The organism is Streptomyces sp. SID13666 (assembly GCF_010548325.1).
Lineage (GTDB): Bacteria > Actinomycetota > Actinomycetes > Streptomycetales > Streptomycetaceae > Actinacidiphila > Actinacidiphila fildesensis.
Genome location: NZ_JAAGLX010000059.1, coordinates 1 through 15933 on the forward strand (window position 1 = coordinate 1; position 15933 = coordinate 15933).

General features: G+C 72.9%; 15 protein-coding genes and 1 riboswitch. Of the genes, 3 read left to right on the top strand and 12 right to left on the bottom strand.

The features are described 5' to 3' along the window. Positions 1-258: 258 nt before the first annotated feature. A complete protein-coding gene (locus tag G3I60_RS39210) occupies positions 259-1401 on the bottom strand; it encodes a Xaa-Pro peptidase family protein (RefSeq protein ID WP_164298276.1) in 1143 nt (380 codons plus the stop codon). A gap of 101 nt (positions 1402-1502) precedes the next feature. Here G3I60_RS39210 and G3I60_RS39215 point away from each other — a divergent pair, with 101 nt between their 5' ends. Together G3I60_RS39215 and G3I60_RS39220 are read left to right on the top strand one after the other, a co-directional pair. After that, a complete protein-coding gene (locus G3I60_RS39215) occupies positions 1503-2120 on the top strand; it encodes a uridine kinase (protein ID WP_164298278.1) in 618 nt (205 codons plus the stop codon). A 443-nt stretch (positions 2121-2563) separates the two neighbouring features. Beyond that, positions 2564-4459 carry an AAA family ATPase gene (locus G3I60_RS39220; protein WP_138353031.1) on the top strand — a complete coding sequence of 632 codons (1896 nt, stop codon included), beginning with the start codon at positions 2564-2566 and terminating at the stop codon, positions 4457-4459. A gap of 32 nt (positions 4460-4491) precedes the next feature. Here the strand turns inward: G3I60_RS39220 and G3I60_RS39225 are convergent, their stop codons facing one another. The 11 genes from G3I60_RS39225 to G3I60_RS39275 all read right to left on the bottom strand — a co-directional run bounded on the left by G3I60_RS39225 (position 4492) and on the right by G3I60_RS39275 (position 14647). Continuing rightward, positions 4492-5544: a hemolysin family protein gene (locus tag G3I60_RS39225; protein WP_164298280.1), complete on the bottom strand. Its 1053-nt coding sequence runs from the start codon at positions 5542-5544 to the stop codon at positions 4492-4494. Continuing rightward, the gene (locus G3I60_RS39230; RefSeq protein ID WP_164298281.1) at positions 5541-6884 is read right to left on the bottom strand and encodes a hemolysin family protein; all 1344 of its coding nucleotides are present in this window, start codon (positions 6882-6884) and stop codon (positions 5541-5543) included. The genes G3I60_RS39225 and G3I60_RS39230 overlap by 4 nt, the downstream gene beginning before the upstream one ends. Positions 6885-7061: 177 nt before the next feature. Beyond that, entirely contained in the window at positions 7062-7553 is a 492-nt protein-coding gene (locus G3I60_RS39235; protein WP_138353028.1) for a PH domain-containing protein, read from the bottom strand. Then, positions 7553-8401, bottom strand: a complete 849-nt coding sequence (gene hisG / locus G3I60_RS39240) for an ATP phosphoribosyltransferase (RefSeq protein ID WP_138353027.1) — start codon at positions 8399-8401, stop codon at positions 7553-7555. Before hisG ends, G3I60_RS39235 begins: the two co-directional genes overlap by 1 nt. Positions 8402-8467: 66 nt before the next feature. Then, positions 8468-8740 carry a phosphoribosyl-ATP diphosphatase gene (locus tag G3I60_RS39245; RefSeq protein ID WP_138353026.1) on the bottom strand — a complete coding sequence of 91 codons (273 nt, stop codon included), beginning with the start codon at positions 8738-8740 and terminating at the stop codon, positions 8468-8470. A gap of 34 nt (positions 8741-8774) precedes the next feature. Next, positions 8775-9260: a 6,7-dimethyl-8-ribityllumazine synthase gene (gene ribH, locus G3I60_RS39250; RefSeq protein WP_138353025.1), complete on the bottom strand. Its 486-nt coding sequence runs from the start codon at positions 9258-9260 to the stop codon at positions 8775-8777. A gap of 97 nt (positions 9261-9357) precedes the next feature. Beyond that, positions 9358-10662: a bifunctional 3,4-dihydroxy-2-butanone-4-phosphate synthase/GTP cyclohydrolase II gene (locus G3I60_RS39255; protein WP_138353024.1), complete on the bottom strand. Its 1305-nt coding sequence runs from the start codon at positions 10660-10662 to the stop codon at positions 9358-9360. After that, on the bottom strand, positions 10659-11315 hold the full coding sequence (locus tag G3I60_RS39260) for a nicotinamide mononucleotide transporter family protein (protein WP_138353023.1): 657 nt from the start codon (positions 11313-11315) through the stop codon (positions 10659-10661). The genes G3I60_RS39255 and G3I60_RS39260 overlap by 4 nt, the downstream gene beginning before the upstream one ends. Continuing rightward, entirely contained in the window at positions 11312-11920 is a 609-nt protein-coding gene (locus tag G3I60_RS39265) for a riboflavin synthase (protein WP_138353022.1), read from the bottom strand. The genes G3I60_RS39260 and G3I60_RS39265 overlap by 4 nt, the downstream gene beginning before the upstream one ends. Next, positions 11921-13036 (bottom strand): bifunctional diaminohydroxyphosphoribosylaminopyrimidine deaminase/5-amino-6-(5-phosphoribosylamino)uracil reductase RibD, encoded by a 1116-nt coding sequence (gene ribD, locus G3I60_RS39270; protein WP_164298283.1) that lies wholly within the window; start codon positions 13034-13036, stop codon positions 11921-11923. It abuts the gene before it with no gap. 124 nt (positions 13037-13160) lie between these two features. Next, positions 13161-13291, bottom strand: a riboswitch (FMN riboswitch). 132 nt (positions 13292-13423) lie between these two features. Continuing rightward, a complete protein-coding gene (locus tag G3I60_RS39275) occupies positions 13424-14647 on the bottom strand; it encodes an ROK family transcriptional regulator (protein WP_164608358.1) in 1224 nt (407 codons plus the stop codon). Positions 14648-14732: 85 nt separating this feature from the next. Here G3I60_RS39275 and G3I60_RS39280 point away from each other — a divergent pair, with 85 nt between their 5' ends. Further along, positions 14733-15926, top strand: a complete 1194-nt coding sequence (locus G3I60_RS39280) for an MFS transporter (RefSeq protein ID WP_164608359.1) — start codon at positions 14733-14735, stop codon at positions 15924-15926. Positions 15927-15933: the final 7 nt, after the last annotated feature.

Genomic DNA, 15933 nt, shown 5'->3' on the forward strand with positions numbered 1-15933 from the left:
GGCGGCTCGCGGGGCGGCGGCTGCCCGGGTCGCGGGAGCGGCCGCGGTGGCGGCCACCGCGGCGAGCGCGGCGGCCAGGACGGTGCGCCGCGGAGCGGGTCTGGTCATGGCGGTGTTCCCCTCGCTGTGAACGACGGAGTCGGTCCGGCCGCGTCGGCGGGCCCGCGGCGGATGCGCCTTACTATCGCGGCTCCTCCGGCCTTTCTGCCAGGGTTTCCGGCGCGTGCCACCGACCAACATTGGAACAGACCACTGACGCTATCCCGGCAGGACCACGAGGTCACGGCCCGTCAGGTTCAGCCGCTCGCCGGAGTTCTCGGTGCAGACCGCGATGTCCTCGATCCGGGCACCGAACCGGCCGGGGAGGTAGATGCCGGGTTCGATGGAGAACGCCATCCCTGGCTCGAGCGGGCGCTTGCTGCCCGCCACGATGTACGGCTCCTCGTGCGTCTCCAGGCCGATGCCGTGCCCCGTGCGGTGGATGAAGTGCTCGCCGTAACCGGCGCCGGCGATGATGTCGCGGCCGACGGCGTCCAGCGCCTCGGCGGTGATCCCCGGGCGCACCGCCTCGACCTGCGCGTGCTGGGCGCGCTGCAGCACGTCGTACAGCTCCCGGAAGTCGGGGTGCGGCTCGCCGACGGCGTAGGTGCGCGTCGAGTCGGAGCAGTAGCCGTCCTCGGTGGTGCCGCCGATGTCGACCACGACGGGATCGCCGGCCCGGACGAACCGGTCGGAGACCTCGTGGTGCGGGCTCGCGCCGTTGGGTCCCGAGGCGACGATGACGAAATCGACGGTGACATGGTCGGTCGCGAGGATCGCGTCCGCGATGTCGCGGGCGATCTCGCGCTCGGTGCGGCCGGGCCGCAGCCACTCGCCCATCCTGCGGTGCACCCGGTCGATCGCGGCCCCGGCCCGCCGCAGCGCCGCCACCTCGGCCGGGCTCTTGCGCATCCGCAGCTCCTGCAGCACCTCGCCGGCCAGCACCGCCTCGGCCCGCGGCAGCGCGGCGGTGAAGGCGAGCAGCTTCTCGGCCCACATGTGGTTGTCGACGGCGACCCGGCGGGCGCCGGCCGGCAGCCGGCCGGCGATCAGCTCGTAGGCGTTGTCGGTCTCGGCGAAGCCGGTGATGTCGATACCGAGGCCGCCGACGGGCGAGGCCAGCGCGGCCGGCCGCTCCAGGGCGGGGACGACGAGGAACGCGTCGCCCTCGGTGGGCACCACCAGGCAGGTGAGGCGCTCCAGCGGCAGCGCCTGATAGCCGGTGAGGTAGCGTAGATCGGCGCCCGGCGAGATGAGCAGGGCGTCCAGACCCGCGCCGGCGGCGGCCTTGCGGGCGAGTTCGAGGCGCTCGGCCGGATACAGCCCGGCGGAGTCGGCGGCGGAAGCTGAGGAGTCGGTCACGCGTCACACGGTAGACGCCCCTGGCGTCCGGCGGAGGCCGGCCGGCAGGACGCGTCGCGGCCCCGGCCGCGCCGTGCTCAGGGCTCGCTACGCTGGGCCCGATGAACGATCAAGCCGCCCCCGCCCCGAGCGACCCGCTCGCGGAGTTCGCCGCGCATCTGCGGGAGCTGCCGCCGTCGTGCGGCCCGGTCCGGATCGTCGCCGTGGACGGGCACGCCGGTTCCGGCAAGACCACGTACGCCGCCCGGCTCGCCGGCGCGCTCGGCGGGGCGCCCGTCGTCCATCTGGACGATCTGGCCACCCATGACGAGCTGTTCGCGTGGACCGGCCGGCTGCGGGAGCAGGTCCTGGAGCCGCTGGCCGCCGGCCGGACGGCACGGCACGGCGTCTACGACTGGACGCGGCGGCGCTTCGACGGCGTCCGCGAGGTGCCCCCCGCACCCGTCGTCCTCCTGGAGGGCGTCGGAAGCGGACGGGCCGCCCTCCGACCGCTGCTGTCGCACCTGCTGTGGCTCGAGGTCCCCCGTGACACGGCCAGGGACCGCGGACAGCTGCGGGACGGCCCGGAGATGAACGCGTTCTGGTCCTCCTGGATGCGCGCGCAGGACGCGCACTTCGTGTCCGATCCCTCACAGCCGTTCGCGGACCATCTGGTACTGCTGAGACCAGAGGGATACGAGATGCTTCCGGGGCCCGGGAGGCACTCCCGAACACCATGATCCCTCACGGACGGTGACCGATTACCGCCGGTGCGCTGCCACTTCCAGAAGGCCCTCACGGAGCCCTCCGGAGCGGCTTGACCGGGGGGGTGTACAGGAATTACGTTCTCAATAAGCGGTCAGTGCGGGCCGCTCCCATGATCCGAAGCCCCCGGTTGTTCCCCCGTGACCGGGGGCTTCGCTGCGTCCCGGCCCGGTCCACCGGGCCCCTGGGGCCGCCTTTTCCTCACCCACTGTCACCACCCGGAGTCCGTGCGTCGAACGGCGCGGGGCCGAGGGGACCGCTGCGCCGCTCTACGGCACCGACGTCATCGCAGGTACGATGCGAACGGGGTGCGGTGGCAGGTGGGGGCACGACTCCCATGCGCCAACTCCCGTCCCGGTCCTCAGGGTTGGGACGGGGTACAGCAGCAAGCCGCGGGGGAACGGTTGGTGGGGACCTGATGGACTTCGGGACAGAGCGCTCGGGCGCCCCCGCCGGCCTCGCCTGGCTGCGCGCCGTGGACGCCTACACCGTCGGGGCGTACGCGCAGGCCGAGGAGGAGTTCCGGGCCGCCGTCCGGCTCGATCCGGGCATGGCGGACGCCTGGCTTGGCCTGCACGCGCTGCGCGCGGACACCTCGACGGCGCTGCTGCAGATGTACCGCCACCGGGACCGCTTCGGCGAGGAGCGCCGGGCCCACCGGCGGTCGATCAACTCCTGGTACTGGCTCGGCTGGTGGGTGCAGCCGGTGCTGGAGTCGGACCGCGATCTGCTGCTCGCGCACGCCTCGCACTGGCTGGACGGCCGGCATGTCGCCGAGCTGGACCGCGCGCTGGCCGAGTGCCCGCCCGTCGACACCGACCGGCAGGTGCGCTTTCTGCACGCCTGCCGGGCCTATCTGGTCAAGGACTGGGAGCAGCTGGTCCGCAACACCGAGCCGCTGCTGGGCGATCCGGTGCTCGGCATCGAGGCGGGCCTGTTCGGCGGCATGGCCCGCGTCCGGCTGGAGCTGTGCGGGCAGGCCGAACCGCTGCTGGCCGCCGCGCTGATGCGCTGCCGCAGCGAGCAGCCGCAGCGCAAGGAGCTGCGCTACTGGCTGGCCCGCGCCTACGAGGGCACCGGCCGCACCGCCGCTGCGCTGCCGCTGTACCGGGCGGTGCACCGGGTGGACCCGGCGTTCATGGACACCGCCGCCCGGCTGGCCGCGATCAACGAGTCCGACGGGCTCGACGAGGGCGCGGGCGCCGGTCTGGCGGCCGTCTCGCTGTCCGGCCTCGGCCAGGCCTCCCCCGATGTGCTGGACGGCCCGGACTCCGCCCTGCTGACCGGCGAACCGATGGACGGCCGCGGCCCCGGCACCGAACTGGAGGAGCCCGCGCTGACGCTCGGCCCGCCGGACGACGACGTACGGGAGAAGGCCGGGGTGGCGTCCATGGCGTTGCCGCCCCCGCTGTCGATGACGGCGCCGGACCCGATGCTGCTCGGCCAGGCACTCGCCGAACTGGACCGCATGGTCGGGCTGGAGCCGGTGAAGCGGCAGGTGCGGGCGCTGTCGGCGCAACTGCGGATGGCCCGGCTGCGGGCCGGCCAGGGCCTGCCGGTGCAGCCCCCCAAGCGTCACTTCGTCTTCTCCGGCCCCTCCGGCACCGGCAAGACCACCGTGGCGCGGATACTCGGCCGGGTCTTCTACGCGCTGGGGCTGCTCGGCGGCGATCATCTCGTCGAGGCCCAGCGGTCCGACCTGGTGGGCGAGTTCCTGGGGCAGACCGCGGTCAAGGCCAACGAGCTGATCGATTCCGCGCTCGGCGGGGTGCTCTTCGTGGACGAGGCGTACGCCCTGTCCAACTCCGGCTACTCCAAGGGCGACGCCTACGGCGACGAGGCGCTCCAGGTGCTCCTCAAGCGCGCCGAGGACAACCGCGACCGCCTCGTGGTGATCCTCGCCGGCTATCCGGAGGGCATGGACCGGCTGCTGGCGGTGAACCCCGGGCTCAGCTCCCGCTTCACCACCCGGGTCGACTTCCCCAGCTACCGGCCGCTGGAGCTGACCCGGATCGGCGAGGTCCTCGCCGCGGACAACGGCGACCACTGGGACGAGGAGGCGCTGGAGGAACTGCGGGCGATCAGCGCCCATGTCGTCGACCAGGGCTGGATAGACGAGCTGGGCAACGGCCGGCTGCTGCGCACCCTGTACGAGAAGAGCTGCGCCTATCGCGATCTGCGGCTGTCGGACTACCCCGGCTCCCCCAACCGCGACGATCTGTCGACGCTGCGGCTCCCGGACCTGATGCAGGCCTACGGCGAGGTGCTGTCGGGGCGCGGCCCGGGGGTGCCGCCGGGCGAACCGGCCGAGTAGGCCGGTCCGCCACGGGTGGCGAACGCCAGGCGTCAGGTCCGTCCGGCGATCGTCGGCAGCTCGCGGTGCGCCGGGTCGCGCACCTCGCCGACCAGCATCTCCAGGACGTCCTCCAGCGCGACCAGTCCGATCGGGCGCCCGTCGGCGTCCGCGACCGCCGCGAGGTGCGACGCCGCCCGCCGCATCTGGGTGAGCGCGTCGTCCAGCGGCAGGTCGGCGCGGAGCGTCGCCATCGGGCGCCAGAGCCGCTGCGGCACCGGGTGGCTGCCGTCCTCGACGTCCAGGACGTCCTTGACGTGCAGATAGCCCAGATAGGCGCCGTCGGGGCCGGCCACCGGGAACCGTGAGTACCCGGTGTGCACGGTGAGTTCCTCGACCTGGCGCGGGGTCACCGACGGATCCACCGTGATCAGCTCGGCGGGGCGCAGCAGCACCTCGATGACCGGGCGGGTGCCCAGCTCCAGGGCGTCCTCCAGGCGTTCCTGCTCGTCGTGGTCGAGCAGCCCGGCCCGCCGGGCGTCCTCGACGAGCACCGTCAGCTCCTCGCTGGTGAAAACGGAGTCGACCTCGTCCTTCGGCTCGACCCGGAACAGCTTCAGGATCACCCGCGCGCAGCTGCCCAGTACGGTGATCACCGGCCGGAACACCCGGGCGAAGGCGACGAGTCCGGGGCTGAGCCACAGCGCGGTCTTCTCCGGGGCGGCCATCGCCAGGTTCTTCGGCACCATTTCGCCGATCACCAGGTGCAGCGAGACCACCACCGCGAGCGCCAGGACGTACCCGAGCGCGTGCGCCAGCCCCTCGGGCATCTGCGCGGCCTCGAAGAGCGGTTCCAGCAGATGGGAGATGGTCGGCTCGGCGACCGCTCCCAGGGTGAGTGAGCAGACGGTGATGCCGAACTGGGCCGCCGCCATCATGCGCGGCAGGTTCTCCAGCCCGTACAGGACGGTACGGGCCCGCCGGTGTTCCGCGGCGAGCGGTTCGATCTGGCTGCGGCGTACCGAGACCAGGGCGAACTCCGCGCCGACGAAGAAGCCGTTGGCGAGCACCAGCAGGACGGCGAAGAGCAGTTGGAGGACGCTCATCGGGCGCCCCCCTGTTCGTCCTGGGTGCCGGCACCGGGGCCGGTGCGCACGATGCGCACCCGTTCCGCCCGGTGGTGGGAGACCTCCCGCACCCGCAGCTCCCAGTCGGGCAGCACCGCGGTGTCACCGGGTTCGGGGATCCGCGCCAGCAGGTCGGCGACGAGCCCGGCGACCGTCTCGTACGGGCCCTCCGGGGCCTGCAGCCCGATCCGGGCGAGCGTGTCCACCCGGCAGCCGCCGTCGGCGTCCCAGGCCGGCAGGCCGTCCTCGGCCGCGGCCTGTGCCAGTTCCGGCAGGTCCACGGCGTCGTGCTCGTCGCGCACCTCGCCGACGAGTTCCTCGATGATGTCCTCCAGGGTCACGACACCGGCCGTGCCGCCGTACTCGTCGACGACGACGGCGATCGGCTGCTGGCTGCGCAGCAGTTGCAGCAGCTGCCGGCCCGCCAGCGTCTCGGGGACCAGCAGCGGCGAGACCGAGATCCGGCCCACCGGGGTGCGGTCGCGCAGCGGGGCGGCGACGGCGAGGGCGTTCTTGAGGTGGACCATCCCGATGATGTCGTCCAGCCGTTCCCGGTAGACCGGGAAGCGGGACAGGCCGGTGGCCCGGGTGAGGTTGAGGACGTCGGCGGCGGTGGCGGTGTCCTCCAGCGCGCTGACCCGGACCCGGGGCGTCATTACGTTGGCGGCCGTCAGGTCGCCGAGCGACAGGGTACGGACGAACAGGTCGGCGGTGTCCTGCTCCAGGGTGCCGGCCTGCGCCGAGTGCCGGGCGAGGGAGACCAGTTCGCTGGGGGTGCGGGCCGAGGCCAGCTCGTCGGCGGGCTCGACGCCGAGCATCCGCACCAGCCGGTTGGCGATCCGGTTGAGCACTTCGATGACCGGCCGGAAGGCGGTGGAGAACACCCGCTGCGGGCCGGCCACGAACCGGGCCACCTGCAGCGGGCGGGAGACCGCCCAGTTCTTGGGGACGAGCTCGCCGACGACCATCTGGACGGCCGAGGCGAGCATCATGCCGATGACGACACCGACCCCGGGGGCGGCGCGCTCGGGCAGTCCGGCCGAGGTGAGCGGGCCGGTGAGCAGCTGGGCCAGCGCCGGTTCGGCGAGCATGCCGACCACCAGCGAGGTGATGGTGATGCCCAGCTGGGTGCCGGAGAGCTGGAACGACAGCTTCCGCAGCGCGGCCACCACGCTCCGGGCCCGGCGGTCGCCCTCGGCGGCGGCGCGTTCCGCGGCCGGCCGGTCGACGGTCACCAGACCGAATTCGGCGGCGACGAAGAAGCCGTTGGCGAGGATCAGGACGAATGCCGCACACAGCAGCAACAACGAGGTGCTCATGCCGCCGCTCCGGGAATTACGGGAACTCCGCTGGAGGGAGGGGCGGCGCAGGTACTACCAGACGATTTGGACATCGTCGTTTGGGTGTCACTCCTTGGGTCGGTGGGGCCCCGCGGGCAGTCTGCGGAAGCACTGCCCGACTCCAGAGTAATCAAGAGCGGGGCTCGGTCGGCAGCCCTACCTGGTGCCGGGCTGCCCTGTGCCGCGCGCTTCGGCCAGCGCCCGCAACTGGCGGGCGGCGCGGACCGCCTGGTCCCGGCCGCCACCGGGCTGGATGCCCATCGCGGCCAGGCTGGTGCCGTCGGTGAGGTCGAGATAGACCCACGGGTCGCCGGTCCGCAGATTGACCTTGACGACCTCGGCCCATTCCAGCCGGCGGCTGGCGACCAGGTTCACCACGGTGATCCCGTCGTCGTCCGCGACCACCTTGGGCCGGCTGAGCACCGCGAGCAGCGCGAAGATCAGCAGTCCGGTGATGATCATGGTGGCCCGGTCCCCCGGGCCCCAGGGCTGCGCTCCGTCGCTGGGCATCATCAGGGCGACGGCGGTGAGCACGACGAGCAGGCCCGCCCCGACCGTCAGCAGCACCACGCGGGTGCGGACCGGACGGAAGGTGACGGGCAGCTCGGGCAGGACCGCGGCGGCGGACGGGCCGGGCTTGCCGGACATCACAGGCGCGCGGCGTGGATGCCGGTGGTGAGGATCGCGCGGGCGCCGAGCTCGTACAGCTCGTCCATGATCCGCTGGGCGTCGCGGCTGGGGACCATGGCGCGGACGGCGACCCAGCCCTCGTGGTGCAGCGGCGAGACGGTCGGCGACTCCAGGCCCGGGGTGAGGGCCACGGCCCGCTCGACCTGCTCCACGCGGATGTCGTAGTCCATCATCACGTAGCGGCGGGCGACCAGGACGCCCTGCAGCCGGCGCAGGAACTGCGCGACCTTGGGGTCCTCGCCGTCCACACCCGTACGGCGGATGACGACCGCCTCGGACTCCATGATCGGCTCGCCGAAGACCGCCAGCCCCGCGTTGCGCAGCGAGGTGCCGGTCTCGACGACGTCCGCGATGACCTGGGCGACGCCCAGCTGGATCGCGGTCTCGACGGCGCCGTCCAGGTGCACGACGGAGGCGTCGATGCCGTTGTCGGCCAGGTGCTTCTCGACGACGCCCTCGTAGGAGGTGGCGACCGTCATGCCCCCGAGGTCCTTGACCGACTCCGCCGTTCCCGGCTCCGCGGCGTAGCGGAATGTGGAGCGGGCGAAGCCGAGCTGGAGGATCTCCTCGGCGTCCGCGCCCGAGTCCAGCAGCAGGTCACGGCCGGTGATGCCGATGTCGAGCCGGCCGGAGCTGACGTAGATCGCGATGTCGCGCGGCCGCAGGTAGAAGAACTCCACGTCGTTGTCGCTGTCGACGAGGACGAGCTCCTTGGACTCCTTGCGCTGCCGGTAGCCGGCCTCATGGAGCATCGCCGACGCAGGCCCGGAGAGTGAACCCTTGTTGGGAACGGCGATGCGCAGCATGAGGACAGCTTCCTTTGCGGTTCGGGGTGTTCGGGACGCGAGCGGCGGTGCGGTGCGGGTGCCGGCTCAGAGATGAGCGTAGACGTCGTCCAGGGAGATGCCCCGGGCGACCATCATCACCTGCAGGTGGTAGAGCAGCTGGGAGATCTCCTCGGCGGTGCGGTCGGCGCCTTCGTACTCGGCGGCCATCCACACCTCGGCGGCCTCTTCGACCACCTTCTTGCCGATCGCATGCACACCGCTGCCCACCAGCTCGGCGGTGCGGGAAGTACTGGGGTCGCCGGTGGCGGCCTTGTGCTGGAGCTCGGTGAAGAGCTCCTCGAATGTCTTCTTGGCCATGGTGGCTCACACCCTACGCGGAAGTGCCGGACGCTCAGCGCCAGGGTTCGGATACTGAACGCAGGATGGTCGCGGTGGCCACCGCGGCGGTGACCGCTTCGTGGCCCTTGTCCTCGTTCGACCCGGGCAGTCCGGCCCGGTCCAGCGCCTGCTCCTCGGTGTCGCAGGTCAGCACGCCGAAGCCGACGGGCACCCCGGTGTCCACGCTGACCTGGGTGAGGCCGGCGGTGACACCGTGGCTGACGTACTCGAAGTGCGGGGTGCCACCGCGGATGATCACGCCGAGGGCGACGATCGCGTCGTAGCCGCGGCCCGCCAGCACCTTGGCGACGACCGGCAGCTCGAAGCTGCCGGGCACCCGCAGGACGGTCGGCTCGTCGATGCCCAGCTCGGCCAGGGCGCGCAGCGCGCCCTCGACCAGGCCGTCCATGACCTGAACGTGCCACTGGGCCGCGATCACTGCCACGCGCAGGTCACCGCAGTTCTTCACGGTCAGCTCGGGGGCGCCCTTACCGCTCACGTCTCTCCTCAGTTCCGGTGCTCGTCGTACTGGTCGTACGGGGTCGTACGGGGTCGTGCGGGGTGGTGCGGGTGGTAGTGCGGGTGGTTCGCCGCCGCTACTGGTTGCCGCAGGGGCTGGTCACGACCGGGTCGAGCCACGGCAGGTCGTGGCCCATCCGGTCCCGCTTGGTGCGCAGGTACCGCAGATTGTGCTCCCCCGCCACGACGGCCATCGGCTCGCGGGCGAGGACCTTCAGGCCGTGGCGGGTGAGCGCGTCGACCTTCTCCGGGTTGTTCGTCAGCAGCCGCACCGACCGCACACCGAGGTCGGTGAGCATCTGCGCGGCGGCGCCGTAGTCGCGGGCGTCGGCGGGCAGGCCCAGTTCCAGGTTGGCGTCCAGGGTGTCGCGGCCGCGCTCCTGGAGCTCGTACGCGCGCAGCTTCGACAGCAGGCCGATGCCGCGGCCCTCGTGGCCCCGCAGATAGACGACGACACCGCGGCCCTCGGAAGCCACCCTTTCGAGCGACGCCTGGAGCTGCGGTCCGCAGTCGCAGCGCTGCGAGCCGAAGACATCGCCGGTGAGGCATTCGGAGTGCACCCGCACCAGGACGTCGTCGCCGTCGGCGAGGGCGCCGGTCGCGTCGAGGTCACCGGCGATGAGCGCGATGTGCTCGATGCCGTCGGTGGTGCTGCGGTAGCCGTACGCCCGGAAGTCGCCGAAGGCGGTGGGCAGCCGGGTCGCGGCCTCGCGGCGCACGGTGGGCTCGGACGCCCGGCGGTAGGCGATCAGATCCTCTATGGAGATGATCGACAGGCCGTGCTTGCGGGCGAACGGCACCAGCTCGGGGAGCCGGGCCATGGTGCCGTCCTCACGGGCGATCTCCACGATGGCCGCGGCCGGCCGCAGTCCCGCCAGCCGCGCCAGGTCGACCCCGGCCTCGGTGTGGCCGTTGCGGACCAGGACGCCGCCCGGGCGGGCGCGCAGCGGGAAGACATGGCCGGGGCGCACGAAGTCGCCCGCTACGGAGGCGGGGTCGGCGAGCATCCGGATGGTGGTGGCCCGGTCGGCGGCGGAGATGCCGGTGGTCACGCCGTGCGCGGCGCTCGCGTCGACCGAGACGGTGAACGCGGTCTTCATCGACTCGGTGTTGGCCTCGACCATCTGCGGCAGTTCCAGCCGGTCGAGCTCCGGGACCTCCATCGGCACGCAGATCAGCCCGCGGCACTCGCTCATCATGAAGGCGACCAGCTCAGGGGTGGCCTTCTCGGCGGCGATGATGAGATCGCCCTCGTTCTCACGGTCCTCGTCGTCGACGACGACGACGGGACGGCCGGCGGCGATGTCGGCGATGGCCCGTTCGACCGGGTCGAGCGCGAGATCACCGTCGTGGTCGGCGTACCAAGTCTGCAGCGCGGTCATGCTGTGGCTCCATCCGGGACGGTCCCGCTCGGCGTCCTGTCCGTCCGGGTCTGCAGCCACCAGGCGCGCAGACCGAGGACGACCAGGACGAAGTAGATGACATAGACCAGGCCCGAGAAGGCCAGCCCGTTGTTGAAGGCGAGGGGGACACCGACCACGTCGACGGCGAGCCACGCGAACCAGAACTCCACCCAGCCACGGGCCTGGGCGACCATGGCGGTCAGCGTGCCGACGAAGATGTACGCGTCGGGCCACGGGTCCCAGGACAGCTTCGGGTAGGCGGTGAAGAGCAGCGCCAGGGCGACGGTGCCCGCGGCGGTGCCGGCCACCAGCCACGCCCGCTCGGTCCAGGTGGCGAAGCGGATGGCCAGCCGGCCCTTCGTGGCACCGCCGCGCCGCCACTGGGCCCAGCCCCACACCGCGACGGTGACGACCACGATCTGCTTGCCGATACCGCCGCTGAGGTGCGCGGAGGCGTAGGCGGCGACCAGCACGAGGCCGGAGAGCAGCTGTACCGGCCAGGTCAGCAGGGAACGCCGCCAGCCGAGCGCCAGGGCGCCCAGACCGAGCAGGTTCCCCGCCATGTCCGACCGGAGGATGTGCTGGTCGAACGCGGTGAACGCCTCGCCGTTGAGCCAGTCCAGCGCACTCATGGCGTGGTCTCCGTCCGGTTGGCGCCGAGCAGCCGCTCGACGTACTTGGCGAGTACGTCCACCTCGAGGTTGACCGGGTCGCCGGGCTGCTTGAAGCCGAGCGTGGTGAGCGCGAGGGTGGTCGGGATGAGGCTGATGGTGAAGTAGTCGGGGCCCGCGTCGACCACGGTGAGGCTGATGCCGTCGACGGTGATCGAGCCCTTCTCGACGACGTAGCGGGTCAGCTCGGCGGGCAGCGAGACCTTGACGATCTCCCAGTGCTCGGCCGGCTTGCGCTCGACGATGGTGCCGGTGCCGTCCACATGGCCCTGGACGAGGTGGCCGCCGAGCCGGCCGCCGAGCGCCATCGGGCGCTCCAGGTTGACGCGGGAGCCGGCGGCCAGCGCGCCGAGGCTGGAGCGGCTGAGCGTCTCGGCCATCACGTCGGCGGTGAACTCGCCGTCCCCGAAGTCCACGACGGTGAGACAGACGCCGTTGACGGCGATCGAGTCGCCGTGCTTGGCGCCTTCGGTGACGACAGGGCCGCGCACCCGGAAGCGGCTGGCGTCGGCCAGCTCCTCGACTGCGGTGATCTCGCCCAGTTCTTCGACGATTCCGGTGAACACTCAGTTCTCCTCGGCGTGGGGATAAGCGGTGATGCGGAGGTCGGGACCGATGCGTACCGTCTCGGTCACATCGAGCCGCAACGCCTGCGTGATGGTGGTGATTCCGGCGTCGGCCAGCGCGGTGGGTCCGGCGCCGAGCAGAACGGGTGCGAGATAGCCGACGACCTTGTCGACGGCGCCCGCGGCCACGAAGGCGCCGGCCAGGGTCGGGCCGCCCTCCAGGAGCACGGAGCGGACCCCGCGCTCGTACAGGGCGGTGAGCAGGGCGGGGATGTCCAGTCCTGGGCCGGCTGCCGCGCGGGGCAGCCGGACGGTCTCGGCGAGGCCGTCCAGGTGGGCGGTCCCGGTGTCCTGGGCGACCGCGATCAGGGTGGGCGCGGCGTCGTCCAGCACCCTGGCGCCGGGTTTGACGGTGGCGGCGGTGTCGACGACGACCCGCAGCGGCTGGGTGGCGCCGTCCAGGCCGCGCACCGCGAGGTGCGGGTCGTCGGCGCGCAGGGTGCCGGAGCCGGCGACGACGGCGTCCGCCTCGGCGCGCAGCCGGTGGACGTCGGCGCGGGACTCCGCGGAGGTGATCCAGCGGCTGGTGCCGTCGGCGGCGGCGATCCGGCCGTCGAGGGTGCTCGCGTACTTCCACACCACGAACGGGCGGCGGCGGGCGAGGGTCGTCAGCCACACCTCGTTGCCGCGGGCGGCCTCGGCGGCGAGCAGTCCGCCCTCGACGTCGACCCCCGCGGCGCGCAGGGTCGCGGCACCGCCGGTGGCGTCGGGGTTCGGGTCGGCGAACGCGTAGACGACACGGGCGATGCCGGCCTCGATGAGGGCCTGGGAGCAGGGGCCGGTCCGGCCGGTGTGGTTGCAGGGTTCGAGGGTGACCAGCGCGGTGCCGCCGCGGGCCGACTCCCCCGCCGCGCGCAGCGCGTGGACCTCGGCGTGCGGGCCGCCGGCCCGCTGGTGCCAGCCCTCACCGACGGTGCGGCCCGCGGCGTCCAGGACGACGCAGCCGACGACGGGGTTGGGGCTGGTGGAGCCGAGCCCGCGGGCGGCGAGCTCGATGGCTCGGCGCATTGCCGCGATGTGGGCCGGAACGGGGGCCACCGGGTCCTCCTGCCTCATAGGGCACGGACTCCGGGGCTGTCACGAAGGACAGGAAGCGGACGATGCACCAAGAGACGCCGAGGCCGGAAAACGGTTCGCCCGAAGGACGAGCCGACAGCAGCGGCGCACCGGTGATTGCCCGCCGCGCACTGCCTCCCATCCGGACTTTCACCGTCGGTCCAGGAATTTCACCTGGTCAACCGCCCGCTGGCTGCGGACGGGTCGCGGACTGTAACCGCCGGTTCGGAATTACACCGACCCCGGAGTGCGCAAACGTCACTGATACATCCCTCAGTCTGCCACGCCCGATCACAGCACCGGTAGAGAGGCGACTGTGCTCTGGCTCACGAGAGGGGCCGGAATACGGTCCGGGAGGGCTTCCACGGGGACGACCAGGGGTGCGGGTCACGGCGCGGGGACGAACAGGTCCTCCTGGGCGGCGTCCATGGCGGACAGCACGGCGCCGCGCAGGACCGCGCTGCCGGTGACCGTGCCGGCCCGTACGTCGGTGCTCAGCGGCGACATCAGCGGGAGCCGCTCCGCGACCCTGCCGGCCAGCGCCTCGCCGCCGGCCCGGCCGATCTCTCCGGCCAGCACCACGCAGCCGGGGTCGAGCACCGCGCAGACCGCCGCGGTGCCGATGGAGATCCGGTCGGCGAGCTCGTCCAGGAACGCTGCGTTCCGCTCCCCCGGCCCGGATCCGCGGGCCCAGCGGACGGCGGCCTCGGCCGTGTCGACGCCGTCGCCCGGGTCGGGGAAGCCGTGCCGGCGCGCGAGCGCGCAGACCGCGGCGGAGCCGGCCAGGGAGTGGAAGCCGCCCTCGCAGTCGGTGACGGACGGCAGCCGCGAGGTGCCGGGCACCGGCAGGAAGCCGATCTCGCCCGTACCGCCCGAGGCGCCGCGCCGCGGCGGGCCGTCGAGGACGACGGCCGCCCCGACGCCCGCGCCGAGCCACAGCAGGACGAAGGTGTGCTGGCCGAGGGCCGCGCCGACGCGCTGTTCCGCTATCGCGGCCAGGTTGCACTCGTTCTCCAACAGGACCGGGATGCCGAGCCGGCCGCGTACCTCGGTGACCAGGTCGCCGTGCCAGGCGGGCAGCGCGCCGGTGGCGCGGAGCTGGCCGGTGGCAGGGTCGACGAGGCCCGGCGCCCCGAAGGCGACGGTGTGCAGCGCTCCCGCGCCCGCCTCGCGGGCGGTGCGCTCCAGCAGTGCCGTCCCGCGCCGCGTCACCTCTTCCGGGTCGTCGGACGGGCCGACGGGCATGGCCGCGGTGCCGACGGTGCGGCCGAGCAGATCGGCGACGGTGATGCCGATGCTGTAGGTGCGGATGTCCACTCCGGCGATGTACGCGAGGTCGGCGACGATCGCGTAGAGCCGGGCGTTGGGACCGCGGCGGTCGTCCCCCGACGTGCCGACGACCTCGATCAGCCCGGCGTCCTGCAGCCGCTCGACCAGGTCCGCGACGCTGGGCCGGGACAGCCCGGTGAGGTTCTTGAGCTGGGCGGCGGTCAGCGGCCCCTCGCTCTGCAACAGCCCCAGCGCCAGCCGGTCGTTGATGACACGCGCCGTGCGCGGCGAGGCGGTGGGGCCGGGGAGCGCGGTGCCGTTGTGCGCGCGGGTGGCGGTCATGCCGGGATCCTTCCAGACACGGGCCGTGGAACAGGCATCCGAAAAGCCATTTCTATCAGGCAGGCTCCCTGATAGTTTACGCGCCATGACAAGTGCAGTGACGCGGAAGGCCGAACCGGGGCTCCGCCGGGCCCACATAGCCATCGCGACGGTGTTCGCCGTGCACGGCTCGGTCACCGGCAACTTCGCCACCCGGATCCCCTGGATCAAGGACCAACTGGACCTCAGCGCCGGCCAGCTCGGCCTGGCGCTGGTCTTCCCGGCGATCGGCGCGTCACTGGCGATGCCGCTGGCCGGCCGGATCATGCACCGGTTCGGCTCCCGGGCCGCGCTGCGCGGACTGCTGGCCCTGTGGTGCGCGGCACTGGCGACCCCCGCCGCCGCGCCCGGCCTGGTCTGGCTGTGCGGTCTGCTCTTCGTGTACGGCGCCACGTCCGGCATGGCCGACGTGGCGATGAACGCGCTGGGCGTCGACGTCGAACAGCGCAAGGGAAAGTCGATCATGTCGGGGCTGCACGGCATGTGGAGCGCCGGCACCCTGGCGGGCTCGGCGATCGGCGTGGCCGCCGCGCACGGCGGCGTCGACGCCCGGCTGCATCTGGCGGTCGCGGCCGCGGTACTGGTGCCGCTCGGCTACCTCGCCTGCGCGGGCGCTCCCGACATCCACCCGGAACTGGAGGCGGAGGCGCCGCCGCGGTTCGCCCTGCCGCCGCGCTCCGCTCTGGTCATCGGGGCGATCGGCTTCTGCGCGGTCTTCGCGGAGGGCGCGAGCATGGACTGGTGCGCGGTCTACCTCCGCGATGTCACCGGCGCCTCGGCCGGTGTCGCCGCGGCCAGTTACACGGCCTTCGCCTGCACCATGGCCGCGACCCGGCTCGCCGGGGACGCGGTGGTCCGGCGGCTCGGCCCGGTGCGGACGGTGCGGGCCGGCGGCCTGCTCGCCGTCGTGGGCGGGCTGTTGGTGGTCGCGGCCGACGCACAGCCGCTGGCCATCACCGGCTTCGCGCTGCTCGGGGTGGGCATCGCGGTCGTCGTGCCGCTCTGCTTCGCCGCGGCCGGGCACGCCGGCCCGGTGCCCAGCCAGGCAATCGCCGGAGTCGCGACCGTGACGTACACCTCGGGACTGGTGGCCCCGGCCGCCATCGGGGTCATCGCCAACGCCAGTTCCCTGACGGCGTCGTTCGGCCTCGTGACGCTGCTCGCGGCGGGACTCGTGGTGGGCGCGGGAGTGCTGCGCCCGGCCGCCGGACGGGCTGTTTCCGCCCCGTCCGGCGGGTGAGCGAGGG

Bases quoted from the DNA above. Each gene is read 5' to 3' on its own strand.
- G3I60_RS39215 (WP_164298278.1), top strand. From the start codon at position 1,503: ATGAACGATCAAGCCGCCCCCGCCCCGAGCGACCCGCTCGCGGAGTTC.
- G3I60_RS39280 (WP_164608359.1), top strand. From the start codon at position 14,733: ATGACAAGTGCAGTGACGCGGAAGGCCGAACCGGGGCTCCGCCGGGCC.
- G3I60_RS39230 (WP_164298281.1), bottom strand. From the start codon at position 6,884: ATGAGCACCTCGTTGTTGCTGCTGTGTGCGGCATTCGTCCTGATCCTC.
- G3I60_RS39235 (WP_138353028.1), bottom strand. From the start codon at position 7,553: ATGTCCGGCAAGCCCGGCCCGTCCGCCGCCGCGGTCCTGCCCGAGCTG.
- G3I60_RS39220 (WP_138353031.1), top strand. From the start codon at position 2,564: ATGGACTTCGGGACAGAGCGCTCGGGCGCCCCCGCCGGCCTCGCCTGG.
- G3I60_RS39275 (WP_164608358.1), bottom strand. From the start codon at position 14,647: ATGACCGCCACCCGCGCGCACAACGGCACCGCGCTCCCCGGCCCCACC.
- G3I60_RS39255 (WP_138353024.1), bottom strand. From the start codon at position 10,662: ATGACCGCGCTGCAGACTTGGTACGCCGACCACGACGGTGATCTCGCG.
- ribD (WP_164298283.1), bottom strand. From the start codon at position 13,036: ATGAGGCAGGAGGACCCGGTGGCCCCCGTTCCGGCCCACATCGCGGCA.
- hisG (WP_138353027.1), bottom strand. From the start codon at position 8,401: ATGCTGCGCATCGCCGTTCCCAACAAGGGTTCACTCTCCGGGCCTGCG.
- G3I60_RS39260 (WP_138353023.1), bottom strand. From the start codon at position 11,315: ATGAGTGCGCTGGACTGGCTCAACGGCGAGGCGTTCACCGCGTTCGAC.
- G3I60_RS39245 (WP_138353026.1), bottom strand. From the start codon at position 8,740: ATGGCCAAGAAGACATTCGAGGAGCTCTTCACCGAGCTCCAGCACAAG.
- G3I60_RS39225 (WP_164298280.1), bottom strand. From the start codon at position 5,544: ATGAGCGTCCTCCAACTGCTCTTCGCCGTCCTGCTGGTGCTCGCCAAC.